Genomic DNA, 24,195 nt, shown 5'->3' with positions numbered 1-24,195 from the left:
GGTTATTCGGTGCATAGCCCCGGGAAAATAACCCGGCCATTGACAGATACCGAAAAGGGCCGCCCGAACGGACGGCCCTTTCGTATTTTCAGGGTCGGGAACAGGCAGCGCCCGCTCCCGGATCCCCTTAGCTGGTGACCAGGTTGCGCAGCACGTAGTGCAGGATGCCGCCGGCCTTGATGTAGTCCAGCTCGTCCTCGGTATCGACCCGGCACAGGCACTCGATGGTCTTGGTGGTGCCGTCCTCGTAGGTCACGTCCACGTCCATCATCTGGCGCGGCTGGATGTCGGCGATACCCTTGATGGTCACCCGTTCCTTGCCTGTGATGCCATGGGACTGCCAGCTCTCGCCGTCCTTGAAGGTGAGCGGGATGACGCCCATGCCGACCAGGTTGGAGCGGTGGATACGCTCGAACGACTGGGCGATCACGGCGCGCACGCCGAGCAGCTTGGTGCCCTTCGCGGCCCAGTCGCGGGACGATCCGGTGCCGTATTCCTTGCCGGCGAAGACGACCAGCGGCGTGCCTTCGGCCTGGTATTCCATGCAGGCGTCGTAGATCCACTCCTGCTTGCCGTCCTTCATGGTGACGCCGCCTTCGACGCCCGGAACCATCTGGTTCTTGATGCGGATGTTGGCGAAGGTGCCGCGCATCATGACCTGGTGGTTGCCGCGGCGCGCGCCGTAGGAGTTGAAGTCCTTCGTGGCGACCTGATGCTCGGAGAGATAGATCCCTGCCGGGCTGTCGGCCTTGATGTTGCCGGCCGGCGAGATGTGGTCGGTGGTGATACTGTCCAGGAACAGGCCCATGACGGCGGCACCCTCGATGTCCTCAAGCGGCTTCGGCTCCATGGTCATGCCCTCGAAGTAGGGCGGGTTCTGGACGTAGGTCGACGCCGCCGGCCAGCCGTAGGTCATGCCGCCTTCCACCTTGATCGCCTGCCAGTGCGCGTCGCCCTTGAAGACGTCGCCGTAGCGCTCGCGGAACATTGCGTCGGTGATGGACGAACGGATGAGATCGGTGATTTCGGCCGTCGTCGGCCAGATGTCCTTCAGATAGACCGGGTTGCCGTCCTGGTCCTCGCCGAGCGGATCTTCGGTGATGTTGACGTTCAGGTTGCCGGCGATGGCATAAGCCACGACCAGCGGCGGAGACGCCAGGTAGTTGGCGCGCACGTCCGGGTTGACGCGGCCTTCGAAGTTGCGGTTGCCGGACAGCACCGAGCAGGCAATCAGGTCGTTGTCGTTGATGGCCTTGGAAATGGCCGGGTCGAGCGGACCGGAGTTGCCGATACAGGTGGTGCAGCCGTAACCGGCAAGCGTGAAGCCCAGTGCATCGAGATCGTCCTGAACACCCGCCTTTTCCAGGTAGTCGGTAACGACCTGGGAACCCGGTGCGAGCGACGTCTTGACCCACGGCTTGACCTTCAGGCCCTTGGCGAGCGCGTTTCGAGCCACGAGGCCGGCGCCGATCAGCACGGACGGGTTGGAGGTGTTGGTGCACGAGGTGATCGCGGCGATCACGACGTCGCCGTTGCCGAGATCGTAATCCTTGCCTTCGACGGCAACGCGCTTGGCGAGTTCCGCACCCTTCTTGAACTCGTCTTCCATGGTCCTGGCGAAACCGGCAGCCGCATCGGACAGGTTGATGCGGTCCTGCGGACGCTTCGGACCGGAAATGGACGGAACGACCGTGGAAATGTCGAGTTCGAGCGTATCGGTGAAGACCGGCTCTTCGTCGGAGTGGCGGAACATGCCCTGCGCCTTGGCGTAGGCTTCGACCAGGGCGATACGGTCCGCGTCGCGGCCGGTGGACTTCAGGTAGCCCAGCGTGTCGTTGTCGACAGGGAAAAAGCCGCAGGTCGCGCCGTATTCCGGCGCCATATTGGCGATGGTGGCGGCGTCTTCCAGCGACAGGTTGTCGAGGCCCGGGCCGTAGAATTCCACGAACTTGCCGACCACGCCCTTCTGGCGGAGCATTTCGACCACGCGCAGAACCAGATCGGTCGCGGTGATGCCGTCGTTGAGCTTACCCGTCAGCTTGAAGCCGACGACTTCCGGGATCAGCATGGAGATCGGCTGGCCAAGCATGGCCGCTTCCGCCTCGATGCCGCCGACACCCCAGCCGAGAACGGCCAGGCCGTTGACCATGGTGGTGTGGCTGTCTGTGCCCACCAGCGTATCCGGGTAGGCAACGGTTTCGCCGTCTTCTTCCTTGGTCCACACGGTCTGGGCCAGATATTCCAGGTTCACCTGGTGACAGATACCCGTTCCCGGCGGCACGGCGCGGAAGTTGTCGAAGGCCGACTGTCCCCAGCGCAGGAACTCGTAGCGTTCGCCGTTGCGCTCATATTCCAGCTCAACGTTCTTCCTGAACGCGTCCTTTGTGCCGAAATAGTCGATCATGACCGAATGGTCGATGACGAGATCGACCGGCACCAGCGGGTTGACCTTCTTCGGGTCGCCGCCGAGCTTCACGGCGGCATCGCGCATGGCGGCAAGGTCGACCACGGCCGGAACGCCGGTGAAGTCCTGCATCAGCACGCGGGCCGGACGGTAGGAGATCTCATGGGTGGAGGTACGGGTCGTCAGCCATTTGGCGACGGCGCGGATGTCGTCGGCGGTCACCGTGCGGCCGTCTTCGAAGCGCAGCAGGTTTTCCAGAACGACCTTCAGCGAGAACGGCAGCTTGGAGACGCCTTCCAGGCCGTTCTTCTCCGCATCGGGAATGGAAAAGTAGGTGTAGGTCTTGTCACCCACGGTCAGTGTTTTCTTGGATTTAAAGCTATCGAGGGACTGTGGCACGACTGGCGATCTCCTTCAGGGTCCGTAGCCGCCTCCCGCATCCGGGCCGCGGCCGGTCATGAAAATCTCTGGATGGTCCGTCAAGACAACGGACGGGAGCCCGTTCGGGTTCCGTGTTATGAAGCTCTGTCTTACTCAGGTCTGCGATGAACCTGACGTTTATCTCTCTATATTTAGATATAAACCTCCAAAAACAACCGCCGCGATCGGAATGGGCGGTTCGATGGAGCACCCTGGTGAGGATGCGCTTCGGTTGTTGCGGGAAAGCGGATTGGGGCGACTGCCGTTTTCCAAGGCTGTGATACAATCAAGCTTGGAAAAGCAGGTACATCGGCATGCGCGGACCCGCGCAACGCAATCCACCCTTCATCATGTGGCGGAAAAGATATTGCATACCATTGTATACTGAACTAATACACCCTCAGCCAGCTTGACCCGGCTCGCCAGAACCGTATGAGACCGGATGTTCAAGACACACCTAACACCAGGACGCGGGATCATCATGAGCTTGTACACAGACTACCTGAACGAGATTGAAAGCCGCAAAGGCCAGGGCTTGCATCCGAAGCCCATCGATGACGGCGCGCTTCTGAGCGAGATCATCGCTCAGATCAAGGATCCCGCGAACGAGCACCGGAAAGCGTCCCTCGAGTTCTTCATCTACAACACCCTGCCGGGCACGACGAATGCCGCGGGTGTGAAGGCGAAGTTTCTGAAGGAAATCATTCTGGGCGAAGTGGCCGTCGAGGAAATTTCTCCGGCTTTCGCCTTTGAACTCCTGTCTCACATGAAGGGCGGACCGTCCGTCGAAGTCCTGCTCGATCTGGCCCTCGGCGACGACGCGGCGATTGCCAGGGACGCCGGCGAAGTCCTGAAGACCCAGGTGTTCCTGTACGACGCCGACATGTTCCGGCTGCGCGACGCCTTCAAAGCCGGCAACGAAGTCGCCAAGGACGTGCTGGAGAGCTACGCCAAGGCTGAATTCTTCACCAAGCTTCCGGATGTCGAGGACGAGATCAAGGTCGTGACCTACGTCGCCGCGGAGGGCGACATTTCGACCGACCTGCTGTCTCCCGGCAACCAGGCGCACTCCCGCTCCGACCGCGAGCTGCACGGCAAGTGCATGATCACACCTGAAGCCCAGCAGGAAATCGTCGCGCTGCAGAAGCAGCATCCGGACAAGCGCGTCATGATGATCGCCGAAAAGGGCACGATGGGCGTCGGCTCGTCGCGTATGTCCGGCGTCAACAACGTCGCCCTGTGGACCGGCAAGCAGGCCAGCCCTTACGTGCCGTTCGTGAACTTCGCGCCGGTCGTCGCCGGCACCAACGGTATCTCCCCGATCTTCGGCACCACCGTCGACGTGACCGGCGGCATCGGCCTCAACCTGAAGAACTGGGTCAAGAAGCTGGACGCCGACGGCAAGCCGATCCTCAACAATGACGGCAATCCGGTCCTGGAGCAGAAATTCTCCGTGGAAACCGGCACCGTTTTGACCATCGACACCAAGAGCAAGAAGCTCCTGAGCGAAGACGGCAGCGAAGAGCTGACCGATATCGCCGCCGCCTTCACACCGCAGAAGATGGAATTCATGAAGGCTGGCGGTTCCTACGCCATCGTGTTCGGCAAGAAGCTGCAGACCTTCGCCGCCGAAACGATCGGCGTCGAGGCACCGCTCGTGTTCGCCCCGTCCAAGGAAATTTCCAATCCGGACCAGGGTCTGACCGCTGTTGAGAAGATCTTCAACCGCAACGCCGTCGGCGTGACCCCGGGCAAGGTTCTGCACGCCGGCTCCGACGTCCGCGTCAAGGTCAACATCGTCGGCTCGCAGGACACCACCGGCCTGATGACCGCCCAGGAACTGGAAGCCATGGCGGCAACCGTCATCTCGCCGCTTGTCGACGGCGCCTACCAGTCCGGCTGTCACACTGCGTCCGTCTGGGATCTGAAGGCACAGGCCAACATTCCGAAACTCATGAGCTTCATGAACAAGTTCGGCCTGATCACCGCGCGCGATCCGAAGGGCGAGTACCACCCCATGACCGACGTGATCCACAAGGTGCTGAACGACATCACCGTGGACGACTGGGACATCATCATCGGCGGCGACAGCCATACCCGCATGTCCAAGGGCGTCGCCTTCGGCGCAGACTCCGGCACCGTGGCTCTGGCTCTGGCGACCGGTGAGGCGACCATGCCGATCCCGCAATCCGTGAAGGTCACCTTCAAGGGCACCATGAAGGATTACATGGACTTCCGCGATGTGGTCCACGCCACCCAGGCGCAGATGCTCAAGCAGCATGGCGACAACGTCTTCCAGGGCCGGGTGATCGAAGTGCATATCGGCACGCTGCTTGCCGACCAGGCCTTCACCTTCACCGACTGGACCGCGGAAATGAAGGCCAAGGCCTCGATCTGTATTTCCAACGACGAGACCCTGATCGGCTCCCTGGAGCTGGCCAAATCCCGCATCCAGGTGATGATCGACAAGGGCATGGACAACGCCGCCGGCACCCTGGCGGGCCTGATCGCCAAGGCGGACAAGCGGATCGCCGAAATCAGGTCCGGCGAAAAGCCTGCCCTGACCCCGGACGACAACGCCAAGTACTTCGCCGAAGTCGTGGTCGACCTGGACGAGATCGTCGAGCCGATGATCGCCGATCCGGACGTGAACAATGCCGATCCGTCGCGCCGCTACACCCACGACACCATCCGCCCCGTGTCCTATTACGGCGGCGAAAAGAAGGTGGATCTTGGCTTCGTCGGCTCCTGCATGGTGCACAAGGGCGACATGAAAATCGTCGCCCAGATGCTGAAGAATCTCGAGAAAGCAGCCGGCAAGGTGGAGTTCAAGGCTCCGCTGGTCGTTGCCGCACCGACCTACAACATCATCGACGAGCTGAAGGAAGAGGGCGACTGGAGCATTCTGGAGAAATACTCCGGCTTCGAGTTCGACGACAACGCTCCGAAAAACACGGCCCGTACGGAGTACGAGAACATCCTTTATCTGGAACGCCCCGGCTGTAACCTCTGCATGGGTAACCAGGAAAAGGCCGAGAAGGGCGATACCGTTCTGGCCACGTCCACGCGCCTCTTCCAGGGCCGCGTCGTGGAAGATTCCGCCGAGAAGAAGGGCGAATCCCTGCTCGCCTCGACCCCGGTCGTCGTCCTCTCCGCGATCCTCGGCCGTACGCCGAGCATCGACGAGTACAAGGCCGCCGTGGAAGGAATCGACCTGACCAAGTTCTCCCCGCCGCTGGAAAAGACCGGCACCGCCCGTTCGGTTCACTTCTAAGGCCAGTTGAGCTCTGAAATTTGAGGCCGCTGACCGGTCCTCTGCCTTGCAACAGAAGCAGGCAGGGGACGGTCTGCGGCCTTTGACTTAGGGTCAGGGCGATCCCCGTCCATTCCCGCGGGCCGGGCCGCACAAGCTGCGGTGGCATCGCTGTCTATTGCGTCGTCCCGGGCTTCCAATTAATAAATTTTGGTATGCGCCCGTATTTTCTGCTGATTGTCTTTTTTAGTTTCTTTGGAGTGTCTGCCCCGTCCTACGGGCAAGAAGCCGTACGGGAATCGCTGGAAGTCGGAGACGCCGGCAAGGCCTATCTCCGCTCGATCCGGCTGCGCGGCATCGAAGCCGATGTCGCCTATTTCGATCCCTCCGCACCGCCTCCGGATCTGGACACCAGGCAGGAACCGGCCAAACCGAAACCGGAGGAAAACAGCCTCCGGACCAGGATCGACTGGCCGACCGGCCTCATCGCCGGCGCCATACTGGCCATCATCGCCTATGTTTTCCTGCGCTATGGCGGAGGCATCGCCGTTTCACTCAAGCGGGATGCGCAGAACCCCGACCGGAAACACGGACGATCCCCTCTCGCGACGCCTGCCTGGGCCGAACGGCTGGGCTCCTACCAGGAAATCGTCGGCATGAAGGACCGCAGGCGGGCCCTGGTCCTTCTGACCCAGAAAGTGCTGGCCTCGGTGGTGGCCGCAAATGGCGTGCTCATGCAGCGCAGCTGGACCGGACGGGAGGCCCTGCAGCATATCCCCGCCACCTGGACACAGCGCGACACCTTGCGCGCGCTCATCATGACAAGCGAACGCGTCCAGTTCGGCGGCTACGATGTCAGTGACCACGAATTCCGCGAACATGTTTTCGCCTGCAGGCAAATATTGGGGCCGGAGGCCTCATGAGCGACACCAGGGCTACGTCTTCGCCCAAAGGGGCTGCGTCTCAGGGGCCCGCCTTTCAGGGACTGCGTCTCGAAACAATCGTCATTGCCGCTGTCTGCGTGATCGTGCTTGCCGCCGGATGGTATCTTCTGGCGCAGCGGCAGCAGACCTTGCGCAGGTCCCCGTCCGGATTGGACGGATTGCAGATCTGGCTGGCGTCGAACGGCGTCGGTGCCCAGAATTTTTCCGGCGGCTGGCTCCTGGACCAGACCTCGGTCGGGCTCCTGATCGTGCCGGTCTATGACACTGTGCTCAATGAGGATCGCAAGGCACCCACGACCAAGGAAGAGCTTCTGGCGCAGCAGGACGAGTACGACCTCACCACATCCGTGATCTCGATCAAGGCTAAGAAGGTCCCGACGCTGCTCGTCCTGCCGAAATGGCGCAGCGGCATGCGTCTGACCGGCCTTGCCCACCCGATCCTGAACGTGGAGACCAAACGGCTGAAGGAAACCGTTCGAAAGCTGACCGGAGACGGCAGTTTCACGCCGGTCTTGTCGAAGACGCCTTTCACCCGGTTCCCGTACCAAGCACAGGACGACAAGGACCTGAGCGCCGAGGTCTATGCCGCGCAAATGTTCCGGAGCAACCTCTGCACACCCCTGCTCGGAACCAAAGACGCCATGATCCTCGCCGAATGCCCGCTGAAAGCCGGATCTGATGAAAAAGACGACAAGGTTCTCGTCCTCTCCGACCCGGATCTTCTGAACAATCACGGCCTGCGCCTTGGCGACAACGCAACTGTCGCCCTGGACTTTCTGCGCTCAAAAGCAGGCAAGAAGAATATCGTGATCGATTACAGCCAGTCCGACTGGCTGCGCGATCCGTCCGCCGAACCGAAGCGCGAACGCAGCTGGGACGATCTTCGCCGGTTTTTCGGTCCGCCCTTCCTGACGCTCTGGATCGGCGCAGCCCTGGTATTCGGGCTCTCCCTCTGGCGCTCCGCGCTCAGATACGGCCCGATCCGCTCAGAGACGACGGCCCCCGGCGCGTCCAAGAACCTCGCTGTTCGCGCCAGGGCGCGGCTCATGCGGATGTCGGGCCAGGACGGCGCCCTGGTCGGCGACTACGCCGCCGCGCGCCTGTCTGCGACCGCCGATGCCCTGTTCGGCCGCGTCAACGCACATCGCTACGCCAGCGAAGACGGTTTTCTGAAATTCGCGGACCGGCGGCATCCGGAACAGGCCACCCGTCTGCGCGCGGTCCTGTCCAGGATCCGGCAGTTTCCCGCACGCCTTCCGGCCTCGGAGGCAATCCAGCTTATCGACGAATTGGAACAGGTTCTGGAGCAAATAACCAATGACACTTGAAGCCCTGCGCGAACGTACAGACGCCCTGCGGGCAGAGATCGGCCGGACCGTTCTTGGCCAGGACGAAGTTGTCGAACTCCTGCTGGTCGCGCTGTTCGCGCGCGGCCACGTCCTACTGGAGGGCCCTCCGGGCACGGCGAAAACCCTGCTCGCCCGCAGTTTCGCCGCAGCCCTCGACCTCGATTTCGGCCGAATCCAGTTCACGCCGGACCTGATGCCGGGAGACGTGCTCGGCACCTCGATCTTCGATTTCCGGACCAACAATTTCGTCCTGACCAAGGGGCCGGTCTTCTCCCAGGTGCTACTCGCCGACGAGATCAACCGGGCGCCGCCGAAAACCCAGGCGGCCCTCCTGCAGGCGATGAGCGAGCGCACGGTCAGCATCGATGGCACCGATCACCCGCTCGGCCGCGAATTCATCGTAGTGGCCACCCAGAACCCGATCGAACAGCAGGGAACCTATCCGCTGCCCGAGGCGCAGCTCGATCGCTTCCTGTTCAAGCTGGTGATCGATTTCCCGCCGGAAGACATCGAAATGGCGATCCTGCGCCAGCACGCGGCAGCACCCCTGGAAGCCGGCCTGGAGACGACGGCCCTTGCAAAGGTGCTGGATGCGGCCGCCCTGGCCGAAACGCGCACGCTGGTCGACGGCATCACCCTGAAAGACGATATCCTGGCCTATATCCTCCGCCTGATCCGGGCGACGCGCGAAAGTTCCGAAATTGCCTTCGGCGCCTCGACCCGTGCGGCCGACGCCCTTGCCGGCGCGACCCGGGCCAGCGCAGCGCTGAGCGGTCGGGACTTCGCCATTCCCGACGACGTCAAGCGGCTGTTCATTCCCACCCTGCGCCACCGGATCGTGCTGGGTCCGGCGGCGGAGATCGAGGGCCGCAGTCCGGCGCAGGTTCTGGAAAACATTCTCAACCAGATCGAGGCCCCCCGCTGATCCGTCCATCGAAAAGATTGCTGGCCTCCGGTGCGACGGCCCTGGTCCTTTCGGTTTTCGCCGTGGTGGCCGGGGGCGCGGGACGGGATATTGCGTTCCTGCCCTGGGTGGTGCTTGCCGCCCTGACCGGCCTGGATCTGGCGCTTTCCTTCCGGCGCCCGAGGTCCATGGCCTTTGACGTGCCGCCGGAAGTCTTCGTCGGGGAAACGGCCACCCTGCACCTGACGATCGAAGGCGCCACGCGGAATCTTCTGGCAAAGCTGGACTGGCCCGAAGGATTGAGCGGCGAAGGCGAAATCACCCTTCGGACCGGCCCCGGCAACATCGCGGAAGCCGACGTCAAATGCCTGGCCGTGCGCCGGGGGCTCTGGAATTTCGATCATCTCTGGCTGCTCTGGGGCTCCCGTCTCGGGCTCCTGGAATTCGTGCCGCGCCTCGATCTCGGGGCGGAACTGCGCGTCGTTCCCAACATCCGCCTGGTTCAGTCCGGCCAGATCACGACGACGGTTCTGTCCACCCTCTACGGCGTGAAGGAAAACCGGGCCATCGGCGAAGGCTCGGAATTCCAGCAGCTGCGCGATTTCGTTCCCGGCATGGACATCAAGAGCGTCGACTGGAAACGCTCCGCCCGTCGCCGGTCTCTGGTGGCCAAGGAACTCCGGGCGGAGCGCAACCACCACGTGATCGTCGCCCTCGACAACGGCTACCTGATGCGCGAGGAGATCGGCGGACTGCCGAAGATCGATCATGCTATCACGGCAGCACTTGCCACCGCCTGGGCCGCGGCCATCGGCGGCGATCTGGTCGGCTATTATTCCTACGACGTGCGGCCACGCACCTTTGCCGCCCCCGGGCCCGGCCGCAATGCCTTCGCGCGGCTGCGCCACTGGACCGCCGAACTCTCCTATGTCAGCCGCGAGACCAACCACACCCTGGCGCTTACCGAGCTTAATGCCCGCACCCCCAAGCGCAGCCTGATCATCATCTTCACCGATTTCATCGACACCACGTCGGCCGAACTCCTGATCGAGAACATCGGCATTCTCGCCAAGCGCCATCTGCTGATCTTCGTCGCGATCCGCGACCCGGATCTGGAGACGCTGGTGGAAACAGCGCCCGACAATCTGGACGGGGCTGCCACGCTCGTGGCCGCCAACCAGTCGATCAACGAGCGCCGTCTGGTTCTCGAACGCCTCACCCGCATGGGCGTCACCATTGTCGACGCCAAGCCGAGTGCCGTTACCGCGCGGCTGATTTCGGCCTATCTGGAAATCAAGGCACGGGAGCTGATCTGATGGACAATCAGGATCTCATGCGCTCGGCGCGGTTCCGGAAGGAGCGCGAAGCGGACTGGCGCCGCCTTGAGGGCCTCGTGCTCCAGGCCGAGGGCAAGGGCCTGCAGCGGATGGACTTCGCCGACACCCGCGATCTGGCATCCCTTTACCGTCAGGCGACGACATCGCTCGCGATTGCCCGCGAGATTTCCCTGGACAAGGCGCTGCTTGGCTATCTGGAGGCGCTGACCGCCCGCGCCTACCTGTGTGTCTATGCCCCGCAGGAGCGGGTCGGCGGACTGGTTGAGCGGTTTTTCGCTGTCAGCGCGCCCCAGGCGATGCGGCGGAGCTGGCCTTATATCCTGCTGGGGTTCGTCTGCATGGCGCTCGGCGCCCTGACCGGCTACCTGCTCTATTTCGAGAACAACGACTGATTCTACGTCTTCACCCCGTCCGGCCTCGGCGGCGGACGCGGGCCGGATGCCACGACGGAGTCCTTGCGGTCGGTGATCTACGGCGGCAGCGAAAAGAGCGGATTCGGTGCCTTCGCAACCTATCTCTTCTCCCACAACACCCGGATTGCGATCTTCGTCTTCGGTCTTGGCGTTTTCGCCTGCGCACCAGCCATTCTTCTGACCTTCTACAACGGCCTCATTCTCGGGGCCTTCCTGGCACTCCATGTCGACCGCGGCCTGGGCGTGGATCTCGCCGGCTGGCTCTCCATCCACGGGGTCACCGAGATCTCCGCGATCTGCATTGCCTGCGGCGGCGGACTGCAACTCGGAATGGCCGTTCTTTTTCCCGGTGACAGATCCCGGTCCGACGCGCTTCATCATGCCGGCCGCGACGCCGTGAAACTCGCCCTCGTCGCAGCACTCATGCTGGTCGCGGCCGCCTTTCTGGAAGCCTTTGCCCGGCAGATGGTTCAGGATCTCACCGCACGCTTCGTGATCGGCTGGGGCGTCGGCGCGCTCTGGCTGGCCTGGTTCGTCTTCACCGGACGGAGGCGGCGATGATCCCCCGCCGGAAAATCTCACTTCTTCGGCGCAAGAAGAAGGACAGGCCTTCGCCCGACATCCTGATGCCGCCCGAAGGGGTTCCGCTGACCCTGCCCGTCGCCGGCGTGGGCGTCCGCTTCGCCGCGCAGATCACCGATGTCCTGATCACCACGATCGGGTCTATCTGCCTGCTGGTCCTGCTGTCCGCCCTCAACCTGACAACCCCGCGAACAATTGTCGCCATCGGCGCCCTGCTCTTCTTCGTGATCCGGGTTCCCTATTACGTGATTGCCGAGCTCGGCTGGAACGGCCAGACGCTGGGCAAGCGGCTCATGAAGATCAAGGTCGTCTCCCATGACGGCGGACCACTGACCGCCCATGCGCTGGTCCTGCGCAACCTGATGAAGGAGGCGGAGATCTTTCTGCCGGCCACGCTCCTCCTGACCCTGAATACGGCGACGCCCTTTGCCTCGATCGCCTCGCTTGCCTGGATCACGATGGGACTGATGGTGCCGATCCTCAATCGCTACCGCCGCCGTCTCGGCGACATCATGGCCGGCACCCACGTGATTCACCTGCCAGTGCCCGTGCTTTTGAAGGACCTGGCAGCGGAAACACCGGTCGTGACCGAAGACCGGAAGAAGATCACCTTCCTCTCCCACCAGCTCGATCACTACGGCGCCTTCGAACTGCAGACGCTGGAAGCGCTCCTGCGGGCCCAGAGCCAGCGTCCCACGGCCGGTGCCGAGCAGCAGCGGCAAGCGACCATCGAGACCATCGTGGAAAAAATCCGCAAGAAGATCGGCTACGCGGACCCGGTCCCTCCCGCGGACCGCCTGCGGTTCCTGCAGGCCTTCTACAACGCCCAGCGCGAACATCTCGAACAGCGCCAGCTGTTCGGCGACAGGCGCGAAAACAAGCACTACGCTCAGTCAGACGAGGATAACCAGACCGGGGATTAAGCAATACGCTAATCTACGCCCGCCTGCGCGAGATCAAGGAGGACATCGGCATCGACCGGATCGATACCGTGTTCGACTGACGATAACGCAAGGCATCCCCCCGCAGAGGATGCAGGTTACAGCCATTCCGCTCCCCGCTTGAGCCCGCCACCTCAAATACATATGGTGAAAAATTGCGATAAAGGCGCGAAACCTCGGACAAAACCTGCGCTTACTGGAATTCAGAAAAAACCACTCATTTGAAAACTTTTTCTCGGAGCAACAAGAATGACCGACACGACCATGGGCCAGCCGAAACCCCCTCTCGGAGTTGGCGAGATCATTAGCGACAGCTTTTCGATCCTCTTCGGAAAATTCATTCAGGTCATAATCGTCGCCTTCGTGCCGAGCCTGATCGGGTTGCTGATTTCCGGCATGCTGGTCGGCTTCGGAGCCGTCCTTGGAACCGAGACACCGCAATACACCGGTCCGGGAATGGCGGTGGCCAACGTGCTGTCGGGAATTATCGATATCGTTGTCTATTCCATTTCGGCCGCCCTGCTGGTGCAGCTGGCCTATGACGCCAAACTCGGTCGCCCTGTGCAACTCGGACGCTATTTCGGCCCGACTTTGTCCGCCTTGTTTCCGCTTGTCGTTTTGAGTGTCGTTGCAGGTATCCTGGCCGGCCTCGCCACGATTGTGTTCATCATTCCCGGCCTCTGGGTCTATGCGGTGTTTTCCGTCATGGTACCCGCGATTGTCATCGATCGGGTCGGGTTCGGCGGGCTGGGCCGCAGCGCATTCCTGACAAAGGAATACAGATGGCCGATTGTCGGCGCCATGATCCTGATCGTGATCTGTGCCGTCCTCATCACTTTTGCAGCCGCGTTCATCATTGGCCTTATCGTCAACATCGTTCCCTTCGGCATGGTCCTGGGCATTCCGCTTTTCGCGGCACTTTCCGCCATCGGAGCCGGCATCTTGGGTATCTTCGTCGCCCTGCTCTATGCCCGGCTGCGGGAAATCAAGGAAGGCGTCAGCGTCGATCAGATCGCATCCGTTTTCGACTGATCCGGTCGCAAGTCAGTCACCGACAAAGCAGGCGGGTGCATCAGGCACCCGCCGGCCGATCCTCAGGGTCGGCACGACAGACACCCTTTGCGGGAATTTCCCGAAAACGCAACGCGGCTCCTGCAGACGCCGTGCGTTTTCAGGACTGCAGAAGACTTCCACCATTTAGAATTTTCCCGGAGCGGTACGAATGATTGACACGACCTTGGGCCAACAACCCAAAGCCGCACTTGGCATCGGGTCTTTAATCGGTGAAACCTGTTCGATCTATGCCAGATATTTCCTTCCAATCACCATTGTGGCTTTCGTATTTGGCGCAATCGGCCTCGCAATTTCGATCCCGATCGTCGGTTTCGATTCGGCAATCGGCATCAAACAGCCCCAGGTCGCCGACCTCGGCATCTTGATCGTTTCCTATTCGTCGACCGTCGTGAAAATAGCGATAGGCTCCTTCGCAACCGCCCTGCTCCTTCAGTTGGCGTATGACGCGAAACTCGGCCGGCCTATACAGTTTGGCCGTTATTTCGGTCCGGCCCTGAGCGCCATTGTCCCATTGGTGATTTTGAGTCTTGTTCAATCGATTTCCTTCACGATCGGGCTCGTTTTTCTGATCGTCCCCGGCCTTTGGATCTATGCGGTTTTTTCCGTCATGGACCCCGCCGTCGTCATCGAACGCGCCGGCTTCCGCGGCCTGCACCGCAGTGCCTCCCTGACCAAGAACTATCGCTGGCTGCTCGTCGGCCTGTTTGCTCTGATGCTGATCCTCATTTTCTCTCTCGACTTCGCGGCAACATTTCTTGCCAAAATCATCGTTCCCGCGGCCGGAATGGCCACAGGCCTCATCCTCATCGCGGCGCTGAACGCCCTGGGAAAAGGCTTCGCCATTGTTCTCATTACATTGATCTACGCCCGGCTGCGGGAGATCAAGGAAGGCGTCAGCGTCCACCAGATCACCTCCGTGTTCGACTGACGATGGTGAGGGGGACGAGAATACCAGACTCGGGCTTTGGCCAGCCCAAAGCCTTGCTCGGTGTCGGCTCACTCATTGGCGAGTGTTTTTCAATCTTTTTCCGGCGTTTCATACTGATCGTCACGATTGCGTTCGTACCGATCCTGCTGAGCAACATCATTTCCGGCTTGCTGATCGGATTTGAGGTCGCAATCAACCTGAAAGCGCCAGATTTGCCCAATGCCGGCAAGACAATGGCGTATGTGTTTTCATTTATCTTGATATTAGCCGTTGATGCTTTCATAGCAGCTCTGCTTGTGCAGCTGGCTTACGACAAAAAATTCCGTCAGACGATCGCGCTTAAACGCTATTTCGATCAGGCGAAAAGCGTTGTTTTACCATTGGTCATTCTGAGTATTGCTAAAAATTTCCTCGCTATCGCCATGATCTCCGTGACCATCATCGAAATCTACTTAGGAACCATCGAATTTTACTTGCTTCTCATCCCTCAAATTTGGCTCAATACGGTGTTTTGCGTTCTGGTACCCACCATCGTCATCGACCGTACCGGTTTTGGCAGCCTGTACCGCAGTGCCGCTCTGACAAGGGGATATCGCTGGCCAATTCTGGGTCTGGTTATTCTGGCAACAATGTTCACCCTGCCTGCCAACATCGGCACGCGCTATTTGACCGGTATCGCCGTAAATCTGGAAGGTATCACGTCAGGCATCATCCTATCCTCCGCTCTCTACGCCATCATTACCGGCCTTGACTGTATTCTCGTGGCATTAACCTACGCCCGACTGCAGGAAATCAAGGAAGGCGTCAGCTTGGGTCAGATCGCTTCCGTATTCGATTGAAACCGAACCGGAATGACTCCCCGGGACTTAAGACCAGGGAGCCCCTTTGCCACACACTCAGGCCCGGATTTTCCTTGCATGATGTCCGTCTTGCCAACTAACAAGACGGACATTCATCTGAGTGCGGAGCCTGTTCCCTGAAACTGATTGCCGAAAATCTTGCCGTGGACCGCGGGGACCGACGGGTCTTCACGGATCTGACCTTCACGCTGGAAAGCGGATCCGCCCTGGTCGTGACCGGTGCCAACGGTGTCGGCAAATCCTCCCTTTTGAGGACCCTCGCCGGCCTGGTTTCGCTGAAGGAAGGCGGCATTTCCCTTGAGGGCGGCGAGGACGACCGGACCGCGTTCGAGCATTCCCATTATTTCGGCCATCAGGATGCGGTCAAATCCGCGCTCACCGTGCTGGAAAACCTGACCTTCTGGCAGGCCTTCACCGCGCCGATCTCAGCCAACCTGTTTCCGACAGAAATCCACAAGCCGGCAGAGGCGCTAGAGTTTTTAGGGATCGGCCATACCGCCCGGCTTCCGGCCGCCTATCTGTCGGCCGGCCAGAGACGGCGCCTGTCTCTTGCCCGCCTGCTGGTCTCGTCCCGGCCCATATGGCTGATGGATGAACCCACATCGGCGCTCGACCGCCACTCCGAAGCGCAATTGCTGGGCCTGATGAACGCCCATCTGGGCCGCGGAGGAATGATCGTGACCGCGACCCATACCGACCTTGCTCTCAACTCCATCCGCACGCTTCATCTGGAAGCGCCGCAGGACATGGAGGAAATGGCATGACCGGCTGGGCGCTTTCCCTCTTTCGACGCGAGCTCCGCCTGGCGGTCCGGGTCGGCGGCAGCGCCATGGTCGGCGTGCTGTTCTTCCTGGCGGTCGTGACCGTCATTCCCTTCGGCGTTGGCCCCGACCTCAACCTGCTTGGCCGCATCGGTCCCGCCATCCTGTGGATCGGCGCCCTGCTGGCAACGCTGCTCGGCCTCGACCGGCTGTTCCAGGCCGACCGGGAAGACGGCGCGCTGGATCTGTTTCTCATGTCCGGTCGGTCGCTGGAACTGCTCGTCCTGATCAAGTGTCTGGCCCACTGGATGGCGACCGGCCTGCCGCTGGTGATTGCGGCCCCCGTGCTTGCCATCTTCCTAAACCTGGAACCGCTCGCCATCGGCGCGGTCACCCTGACGCTGCTTGTCGGCACGCCGGCGCTGACCCTGATCGGCGCTGTCGGCGCATCGCTGACGGTCTCCTTGCGCCGCGGCGGGCTGCTGCTTGCGGTCCTCGTCATTCCGCTCGCCATCCCGGTGCTGATTTTCGGCGTCAGCTCGGCGGATGCCGCCATTCACGATCCCGTCCCCTTCATGACCCCGTTCCTGATCCTGTGCGCGCTGACGCTGATCACCGCTGTGATCGGACCGCTGGCCTCCGCGGCCGCCCTCCGGTTTTCGTCGGATTGACGATCTGGTGTTTTCCCTCACAGGAAACCATGCGGCACTGTTGGCCATTGAAGGTTGAACGGCTCTACATTAGAACGGTTCCATGGCTATCTGGGATTATGCAAATCCGACGCGGTTTCTGAGGCTGGTGCAGATCATTCTGCCCTGGCTCATCGGCCTGTGCGTCATCGCCTTTGCCGTCGGCCTCTACATGACCTTCTACACGACCCCTGACGACTACCAGCAGGGCGCGACGGTCAAGATCATGTACATCCACGTACCGGCCGCCTGGCTTGCCATGATGTGCTATTCCGTCATGACGATTTCCTCTCTGGGCACCCTGGTTTGGAAACATCCGCTGGCCGACGTCTCCGCCAAGGCCGCGGCCCCCATCGGCGCCGCCTTCACCTTCATGTCGCTGGTGACCGGCTCGCTCTGGGGCAAGCCCATGTGGGGCACCTACTGGGTCTGGGACGCGCGCCTGACCTCCGTCCTGGTGCTGTTCATCATGTATCTCGGCCTGATCGCTCTGTGGCGCACCATGGAAGACCCGATCAAGGCCGGCAAGGCTGCAGCGATCCTGACCCTGGTCGGCGCGCTCAACCTGCCGATCATCAAGTTTTCCGTGGAGTGGTGGAACACCCTGCACCAGCCGGCAAGCGTGATGCGCATGGATGGCCCGACCATCGACGCGTCGATGCTGATCCCGCTGTTCGTCATGGCCGTTGCCTTCACCCTTCTGTTCTTCGTCTTGCACCTGATGGCCATGCGCAATGAAATCCTGCGCCGCCGGGTGCGCGCCATGCGCCTGAAGGCGGCCGCCACCGCGCGTCCCGCCACCGTCACGGCCACAGCCCAGCCGGCGGAGTGAGTTTCATGGATCTGGGAACCCACGCCGGTTTCATCATCGCCTCCTATGCAGTCTGCCTCGCCGTCGTCTTCGGCCTGATCCTCTGGGTCGTCATCGACCGGAAACGGCAGGAAGCCGACCTTGAGGAGCTGGCGGACCAGGGGATTACCCGCGCTGCCACGGCAGGAGACAAAGCGTCAAAGGCCGCCAAAGCATGAGTGATCAAACAGAGACACCGCAGAAGCGCCGCATCCCGGTGCTGGTGCTGCTTCCGGTCGTGGTTTTCGCAGCCCTTGCCGCCCTCTTCCTGTTCCAGCTCACCCTTGGCGAGGATCCGCACGCGATCCCCTCCGCCCTGATCGGCAAGAAAGCGCCCGAAACCGACCTTCCGCCCGTCGCCGGTCTGACCAATAACGGTACGGCCCGTCCCCGGTGTGTCCACCGCGGACCTCATGGGCAAGGTCTCCGTTGTGAATGTCTTCGCCTCGTGGTGCGTGCCCCTGCCGCCAGGAACATCCGCTCCTGGAAGAGCTCGCCACGGTGGACGGCATCCAGCTGATCGGCATCAACTACAAGGACAAGCCGGGAAAACGCCCGCCGCTTCCTCGGCAGCCTGGGCAACCCTTACGACCGGATCGGCGCCGATGAAAAAGGCCGGGTCTCGATCGACTGGGGCGTCTACGGCGTGCCTGAAACCTATATCGTCGACGGCCAGGGCGTGATCCGCTACAAGTTCATCGGCCCCGCTGACGCCGAAGGCCTATCAGGATGTTTTCCTGCCTCAGCTTGAGACGGTGAAAGCAGGCAAGAGCGGATCCTGATCACGCACAGGACCCATGCCGGCCATTAAGACGTTCTCTGGCTCCCTGCACCTCGCGCTCGGCCGTCTTATCGTTGTCGCTTCAATTACATCAGGACCCGGCCGTTGCCGAACCATTGGCCCGCCCCGGCTCCTGTCGCCGACGGAACGGCCATGCCCCACCGTGGCGGCCGAAGTCCCTGGCCGATCTCCGATAAGGACGATGGGCTATAAATATGACGATGCGAGCTGGCACTACGGCGGCGACTTTCCGGCGGACCTGCCGAACAGCGCAGGCGCAACCCACATCGCAATGTTCGTCGTATGGTCGATCCTGCATGGCATGGCCGGAGAATTGAACACGTCCGGTTCCATAAGCGAGCTCCGCAACCGAACGGTTTCTCCCGCAACCTGGTTCATCTCGGAATGGGATGAAAAGTTCACGAACGAAGTTCTGAATGCCGAAGGCAATGCCTTCGCCCACGCCTATTACGGGTCTGCGGATCCTGATTCGTATTTCGAGGAATATGCCGCGGTCTTCAACGAATTTCCCTCGGTTTATCACGTTCCGGATACATGGGAATCCTTCGACAGGCTGGCTCCCAGAATACAGCTGCGCTTTGACATCTGGCAGCGCAATCGCTCGAAGCATAAGCCATAGGCAAGCGAAACAAAATTCAGCCGGTCACCGCCTCGTGACTCGCTCTTTACCCGGCTTGTGCCTATTTTGGGCGGCATCGGAAAAACCATAAGGACGAGCCCCTATGGGCAAGCTCAAAGGCCCGGCAAGCGCCCTGCTTCGCCGGCACGATCATCGTTTCCTCGATTGTTTCAACTCTGACGGCTGCCGGACCGGTATGGGCCGAGCCGCAGGCGGTCGCGGAACTCTTCACCAGTCAGGGGTGCTCCTCCTGTCCGCCCGCCGACCGGCTGGTCGAGAACATGGCGAATACAAGGGGCGACGTGCTCGCCCTGGTGCTGCCTGTCGACTACTGGGACTATCTCGGCTGGAAGGACACGCTGGCCCGGCCCGCCTATTCCGCCCGGCAAAGAGCCTATGCCGCCCGGCGCGGCGACCGGTCCGTCTATACTCCGCAGATCGTGGTCAACGGTGACGAACATGTCGTCGGCAGCAACAAGGCCGCCGTTGGCAGCGCTTTGAAGCGCGCCGCGCCCTTCACGGCCCATGTCACCCTGAAAACCAACGACATGGCGATCGAGGCGACGGTGGATGGCGTCCTGCCGGAAGGCGCGCATATGGCCACGGTCCTGTTTCTCAGGGTCAAGGATCACAAGGAAGTCGCCATCGGACGGGGAGAAAACGCCGGCGCCACGGTCAATTACGTCAATGTAGTGCGCAGCCTGCAGCCGATCGGCATGTGGGACGGCAAGACACAAACCTTCCGCATGCCGAAAAGCGAGCTGACCCGGTCGGGAGACGAACGCTGCGCCGTCCTGATCCAGCTCGAGGACGATGACGGACCCGGCCAGATCATCGGCGCCGCCATCATGGATTTGCCGCCACACTCGTGATTTTTCGCGAGTACCCGCGCTCCAAGTCCTGAGGACGAGCGAAACTCCGGGGTTGTTTCCGGGACGAAAACTGTTACCCCTTGCCGCGTTCACGGCGCTAATCCGGCGCATCCGGCAAGACGGGGACAATTCATGAGTCTCAGACTGCGCATTGCTTTTGCCAGCATAGGCGTCGGCGTGATCGTGCTCGGTCTGAAGTTCGCCGCTTACTGGCTGACCGGTTCGGTCGCCCTTTATTCCGATGCGCTTGAAACGGTGATCAACGTCGCATCCTCCATCGCAGCCGTCTTCGCCGTCTGGTTCGCCTCCAAGCCTGCCGATTCCAATCACCCCTATGGGCACGACAAGGCGGAGTATTTCGCAGCCGTCCTGGTGGGCGTGATGATCGTTCTGGCCGCCATCTCGATTTTCCAGTCCGCCTGGGCTGGCTTCATCGCAAACGAACCCGCCAACTATTCTCTGCTGGGTCTTGGGGTGAATGCGGCGGCAGGCGTCATCAACGGTGGCTGGGCCTGGTACCTGATCCGGTTCGGCAAGAAGCACCGGTCGCCGGCTCTGGTCGCCGACGGCCGTCACCTGCGAACCGACGTGGTCACGTCCATTGGCGTCCTGGTGGGCGTGATCCTTGTCGCCCTGACCGGCTGGACCCGTCTCGATCCAATCCTGGCCGGCCTGGTGGGCCTGAATGTGCTGTGGACCGGATGGGACATCATGAAGGAATCCATCAGCGGCCTGATGGATGAAGCGGCCTCCGCCGACACCCTGGACAAGATCCGCACCCTCATCTCCGAGCAGGGGGAAGGGGCGCTGGAAGCCCACGACCTCAGGACCCGAAACGCCGGCCGGACGACCTTCATCGAATTTCATCTGGTTGTACCGGGGGAGATGACGGTGGATATGGCCCATGACATCTGCGATCGGATCGAACAGGCCATCGGCAAGGGCCTGCCAGGGGCCCACGTCACCATTCATGTCGAGCCCGAACACAAGGCCAAGCACTCCGGCATCGTCGTCCTGTAGTCAGGCTCCGGGCCGCTCTTGGCGGACATCGGCCGCATGAAACCTGCGGTATTAGGTCTCGGGTTCAGCGCAGGTTCATCAAAGGCCTGTACGACGGCATCCACCAGCTATCACCTTGCCGGGAGTGGGCATGCATTTTTCCGCGATTCTCTTCGACTGCGACGGCGTGCTCGTCGATTCCGAAATCATCTACATCGACGTCGAACGTGAGCATTTAAGCCGGATCGGCCTGGAATACAGCCTCCAGGATTATCAGGAGCGATTTATCGGGCTGACCAGCACCGATTTTTACAAGACCGTCGAAGACGATTATGCCGCGCTCGGAAAAGGGGCATTGCCGTCAAGCTTCGCCGATGGGCTGGACAGAGCGACCAGGGAACGCATGGACCGGGATCTGGTGGCCGTCGACGGGATCAAGCCTCTCCTGGACGGTTATCGGGGACCGAAAGCCGTCGCATCATCGACCCGTCTCGGCCGGTTGAACGAGAAATTGAGGCAAACCGGGCTACATCATTACTTCGATCCGCACATCTATTCCGGCGAGCAGGTCCGCAACGGCAAGCCCGCTCCGGATCTGTTCCTCTTCGCCGCGTCCAAATTGCAGGCGAGTGCGGATGAATGCCTGGTCATCGAGGACAGTATCAACGGCGTCCGGGCAGGCCGGTCCGCCGGCATGACTGTCTGGGGATTTACCGGCGCCAGCCACGGCGACGATGCGCTGAAGGTGCGCCTGCTTGAAGCCGGCGCTGCCGAGGTCTTTGCCGGACACACCGACCTGGCAAAGCGCCTCCAGCCATGATGGAACGCCCGGGCCTTTCGCCCGGGCATCCTGCAATTTCAGGAACGGAAGCCTGACATCAGCGGCCCAGATCGTGCTCCGGATTGGCGCTGATCTTGTGGATGGCGAGGTCGGCCCCCAGATGTTCTTCTTCCGCCGACAGACGAATGCCGACAACACGCTTCAACACGCCGTAGACGATGAAGCCGACGGCGAGAGCATAGGCCACACCGGCAACCGTACCGGCAATCTGGGACAGGGGCGAAACCCCGCCGAGGCCGCCGAGACTTTCCAGGCCGAAGAGCCCTGCAGCAATACCGCCCCAGGCACCGCAGATGCCGTGGAGCGGCCAGACGCCGAGCACATCGTCGATCTTCAGCCGGTTCTGGCAGAACTCGAAGCCCTTGACGAAGATCACGCCGGCAACACCGCCGACGACCAGGCTGCCGATTGGATGCATGATATCGGAACCGGCGCAAACCGCGACCAGACCGGCCAGCGCACCGTTATGGACAAAGCCGGGATCGTTCCGGCCCGCGATCAGCGCCGTCAGGATCCCGCCGACCATGGCCATCAGCGAATTGATGGCGACCAGACCCGATACACCTTGAAGCGACTGCGCGCTCATCACGTTGAAGCCGAACCAGCCGACGCACAGCATCCAGGAGCCCATGGCGAGCCAGGGAAGCGAGGATGGCGGGATCCCGATCGGTTTGCCGCGGCTGTCGTATCGACCCCTGCGGGCGCCGAGGAGCACAACGGCGCCGAGCGCGATCCAGCCGCCGACCGCATGCACGACAACGGATCCGGCGAAATCATGGAACGTGGCGCCAAAGCTGGATTCCAGCCATCCCTGGAAACCGAAATTCGAATTCCAGACGACACCCTCGAAGATCGGATAGGCGAGACCGACCAGAACGACCGTGGCCAGACATTGCGGCAGGAATTTCATCCGCTCGGCAATACCGCCTGAAATGATGGCCGGGATCGCGGCAGCGAACGTGGTCAGGAAGAAGAATTTCACCAGGGTCAGGCCCTGCAGCTCGAATCCGCCGCCTCCGCCGGACAAGGTCGCCGCATTCACAAAGAAACTGGTCCCGTAAGCGACGGCGAACCCGACGAAGAAATAGGCGATGGTCGAGATCGCGAAATCGACCAGAATTTTCACCAGGGCATTCACCTGGTTTTTCTGGCGGACCGTGCCGACCTCCAGAAACGCGAAACCGCCATGCATCGCAAAGACGAGAATGGCACCCAAAAGGACAAAGAAGACATCTCCGCCCACGTTCGTGTCGGTCATACCTGGCTCCAAATTATGCAAATGCCCATTCTCTGGGCGTATTTTTGGAAAGCAGCGCTTTCAAGCTGCATGCCAAACAGGCAAAATGGCCAGTTCTCGATCATTTTGGGCATAGACCGAAATGAAGCCTCACCTGAGGCAGTATTTCAGCCTAATTAATAGGCATATTTAATAGGCAGTATGATTATTTCTTCAGCATATTCTCTGTTTCCCTGCCCTGAACATCGACCAGACCCGATTTGACCTGACCCAGTCTGCTTGGCATGGTTCCGGCATGATCCGCGGCATCCTCATCGACCTGTCAGGCGTGATTTACATCGGCGGCGGACCTATTGCCGGCGCACCGGAGGCTTTGTCTCGGATACGGAAATCCGGCTTTCCCGTCCGGTTTCTGACCAACACCACCCGCACGCCGAAGCGGGGCCTGCTGGATCGCCTGTCCAGGATGGGCTTTGAAATCGCGGCCGATGAGCTCTTCACGCCGGCCCAGGCGGCCCGTGAACTGTTGATCGAGCGCGGGCTGGCGCCGCATCTTCTGATCCATCCGGCCCTGGAAGAGGATTTCCGAGACCTGCCAGCCTCATTAGGGAAGAACCGCGCCGTGGTCGTCGGAGACGCGGCCGACGGCTTCACCTATCAGGCCCTGAATGCCGCGTTCCGGGACCTTGCAGATGGCGCGGAATTTCTGGCGCTTGCCCAAAACCGGACCTTTCTGGACGCGGACGGCCGCCTCAGCCTCGATACCGGTGCCTTTGTCGCCGCACTGGAATACGCCAGCGGCCGCAGCGCCACCGTCCTCGGCAAGCCGTCAGTGGACTTCTACGCCGAAGCCGCCCGGGACATGGACGTTCAGATGGGCGACCTGGTGATGATCGGCGACGACGTGGAAAGCGATGTGTCGGGCGCGCTTTCCGCCGGCGTGGGCCACGCCCTCCTGGTCAGGACGGGAAAATATACGCCTGGCGCGGAAGCCGCCGCCGAACCTGTGCCAACCGCGGTTGTGGACGACATCGGAGCGGCCGCGGATTGGATCCTGGCCCGCATCTGATCACTCCGCATCCCTGCACGAGGCAGGCATTTTTCAAAGAAACCATG

Annotated in this window: 22 protein-coding genes and 1 pseudogene; 21 read left to right on the top strand and 2 right to left on the bottom strand. The window is 61.4% G+C overall.

The window, feature by feature from the left end; genetic code table 11:
- Positions 1–127 precede the first annotated feature (127 nt).
- A complete protein-coding gene (gene acnA, locus ABIN98_RS00705; protein WP_346906494.1) occupies positions 128–2,803 on the bottom strand; it encodes an aconitate hydratase AcnA in 2,676 nt (891 codons plus the stop codon).
- A gap of 502 nt (positions 2,804–3,305) precedes the next feature.
- On the opposite strand from acnA, the gene ABIN98_RS00700 reads away from it, so the two are divergent.
- From ABIN98_RS00700 to ABIN98_RS00605, 20 genes and pseudogenes are all read left to right on the top strand, one after another.
- A complete protein-coding gene (locus ABIN98_RS00700; RefSeq protein ID WP_346906492.1) occupies positions 3,306–6,098 on the top strand; it encodes a bifunctional aconitate hydratase 2/2-methylisocitrate dehydratase in 2,793 nt (930 codons plus the stop codon).
- 239 nt (positions 6,099–6,337) lie between these two features.
- Complete coding sequence (locus ABIN98_RS00695; protein WP_346906490.1) at positions 6,338–7,000, top strand: DUF4129 domain-containing protein; 663 nt, start codon at positions 6,338–6,340, stop codon at positions 6,998–7,000.
- Positions 6,997–8,349, top strand: a complete 1,353-nt coding sequence (locus tag ABIN98_RS00690; RefSeq protein ID WP_346906488.1) for a hypothetical protein — start codon at positions 6,997–6,999, stop codon at positions 8,347–8,349. Before ABIN98_RS00695 ends, ABIN98_RS00690 begins: the two co-directional genes overlap by 4 nt.
- A complete protein-coding gene (locus ABIN98_RS00685) occupies positions 8,339–9,295 on the top strand; it encodes a MoxR family ATPase (protein WP_346906486.1) in 957 nt (318 codons plus the stop codon). Before ABIN98_RS00690 ends, ABIN98_RS00685 begins: the two co-directional genes overlap by 11 nt.
- A 17-nt stretch (positions 9,296–9,312) precedes the next feature.
- Complete coding sequence (locus tag ABIN98_RS00680) at positions 9,313–10,590, top strand: DUF58 domain-containing protein (protein ID WP_346906484.1); 1,278 nt, start codon at positions 9,313–9,315, stop codon at positions 10,588–10,590.
- Positions 10,590–11,003, top strand: a complete 414-nt coding sequence (locus tag ABIN98_RS00675) for a hypothetical protein (RefSeq protein WP_346906482.1) — start codon at positions 10,590–10,592, stop codon at positions 11,001–11,003. Before ABIN98_RS00680 ends, ABIN98_RS00675 begins: the two co-directional genes overlap by 1 nt.
- 72 nt (positions 11,004–11,075) lie before the next feature.
- Positions 11,076–11,585 (top strand): stage II sporulation protein M, encoded by a 510-nt coding sequence (locus tag ABIN98_RS00670; RefSeq protein ID WP_346906680.1) that lies wholly within the window; start codon positions 11,076–11,078, stop codon positions 11,583–11,585.
- Positions 11,582–12,529: an RDD family protein gene (locus ABIN98_RS00665; protein ID WP_346906480.1), complete on the top strand. Its 948-nt coding sequence runs from the start codon at positions 11,582–11,584 to the stop codon at positions 12,527–12,529. Before ABIN98_RS00670 ends, ABIN98_RS00665 begins: the two co-directional genes overlap by 4 nt.
- A gap of 267 nt (positions 12,530–12,796) precedes the next feature.
- The gene (locus tag ABIN98_RS00660; protein ID WP_346906478.1) at positions 12,797–13,579 is read left to right on the top strand and encodes a hypothetical protein; all 783 of its coding nucleotides are present in this window, start codon (positions 12,797–12,799) and stop codon (positions 13,577–13,579) included.
- A 190-nt stretch (positions 13,580–13,769) separates the two neighbouring features.
- Complete coding sequence (locus ABIN98_RS00655) at positions 13,770–14,549, top strand: hypothetical protein (RefSeq protein WP_346906476.1); 780 nt, start codon at positions 13,770–13,772, stop codon at positions 14,547–14,549.
- Between the two features lie 2 nt (positions 14,550–14,551).
- A complete protein-coding gene (locus ABIN98_RS00650) occupies positions 14,552–15,388 on the top strand; it encodes a hypothetical protein (RefSeq protein ID WP_346906474.1) in 837 nt (278 codons plus the stop codon).
- A 137-nt stretch (positions 15,389–15,525) separates the two neighbouring features.
- On the top strand, positions 15,526–16,173 hold the full coding sequence (ccmA, locus tag ABIN98_RS00645; protein WP_346906678.1) for a heme ABC exporter ATP-binding protein CcmA: 648 nt from the start codon (positions 15,526–15,528) through the stop codon (positions 16,171–16,173).
- A complete protein-coding gene (ccmB, locus tag ABIN98_RS00640) occupies positions 16,170–16,841 on the top strand; it encodes a heme exporter protein CcmB (RefSeq protein WP_346906472.1) in 672 nt (223 codons plus the stop codon). Before ccmA ends, ccmB begins: the two co-directional genes overlap by 4 nt.
- 82 nt (positions 16,842–16,923) lie before the next feature.
- On the top strand, positions 16,924–17,691 hold the full coding sequence (locus tag ABIN98_RS00635; protein WP_346906470.1) for a heme ABC transporter permease: 768 nt from the start codon (positions 16,924–16,926) through the stop codon (positions 17,689–17,691).
- Between the two features lie 5 nt (positions 17,692–17,696).
- Positions 17,697–17,888: a heme exporter protein CcmD gene (gene ccmD, locus ABIN98_RS00630; RefSeq protein ID WP_346906468.1), complete on the top strand. Its 192-nt coding sequence runs from the start codon at positions 17,697–17,699 to the stop codon at positions 17,886–17,888.
- Positions 17,885–18,491: pseudogene (locus ABIN98_RS00625) on the top strand (DsbE family thiol:disulfide interchange protein). Before ccmD ends, ABIN98_RS00625 begins: the two are co-directional and overlap by 4 nt.
- Before the next feature lie 201 nt (positions 18,492–18,692).
- Positions 18,693–19,130 (top strand): hypothetical protein, encoded by a 438-nt coding sequence (locus ABIN98_RS00620; RefSeq protein ID WP_346906466.1) that lies wholly within the window; start codon positions 18,693–18,695, stop codon positions 19,128–19,130.
- A 149-nt stretch (positions 19,131–19,279) separates the two neighbouring features.
- Entirely contained in the window at positions 19,280–20,002 is a 723-nt protein-coding gene (locus ABIN98_RS00615) for a DUF1223 domain-containing protein (RefSeq protein ID WP_346906677.1), read from the top strand.
- A 132-nt stretch (positions 20,003–20,134) separates the two neighbouring features.
- The gene (locus ABIN98_RS00610) at positions 20,135–21,022 is read left to right on the top strand and encodes a cation diffusion facilitator family transporter (RefSeq protein ID WP_346906464.1); all 888 of its coding nucleotides are present in this window, start codon (positions 20,135–20,137) and stop codon (positions 21,020–21,022) included.
- Between the two features lie 130 nt (positions 21,023–21,152).
- Positions 21,153–21,821 (top strand): HAD family hydrolase, encoded by a 669-nt coding sequence (locus ABIN98_RS00605; protein ID WP_346906462.1) that lies wholly within the window; start codon positions 21,153–21,155, stop codon positions 21,819–21,821.
- A 58-nt stretch (positions 21,822–21,879) separates the two neighbouring features.
- On the opposite strand, the gene ABIN98_RS00600 is transcribed toward ABIN98_RS00605, so the two are convergent.
- A complete protein-coding gene (locus tag ABIN98_RS00600) occupies positions 21,880–23,100 on the bottom strand; it encodes an ammonium transporter (protein WP_346906460.1) in 1,221 nt (406 codons plus the stop codon).
- A 274-nt stretch (positions 23,101–23,374) separates the two neighbouring features.
- Here ABIN98_RS00600 and ABIN98_RS00595 point away from each other — a divergent pair, with 274 nt between their 5' ends.
- On the top strand, positions 23,375–24,148 hold the full coding sequence (locus ABIN98_RS00595; protein ID WP_346906458.1) for a TIGR01458 family HAD-type hydrolase: 774 nt from the start codon (positions 23,375–23,377) through the stop codon (positions 24,146–24,148).
- The last annotated feature ends 47 nt before the right edge of the window (positions 24,149–24,195 follow it).

Source organism: uncultured Roseibium sp. (assembly GCF_963675095.2).
Classification (GTDB): domain Bacteria; phylum Pseudomonadota; class Alphaproteobacteria; order Rhizobiales; family Stappiaceae; genus Roseibium.
This window is presented reverse-complemented; position numbering and strand designations above follow the sequence as displayed.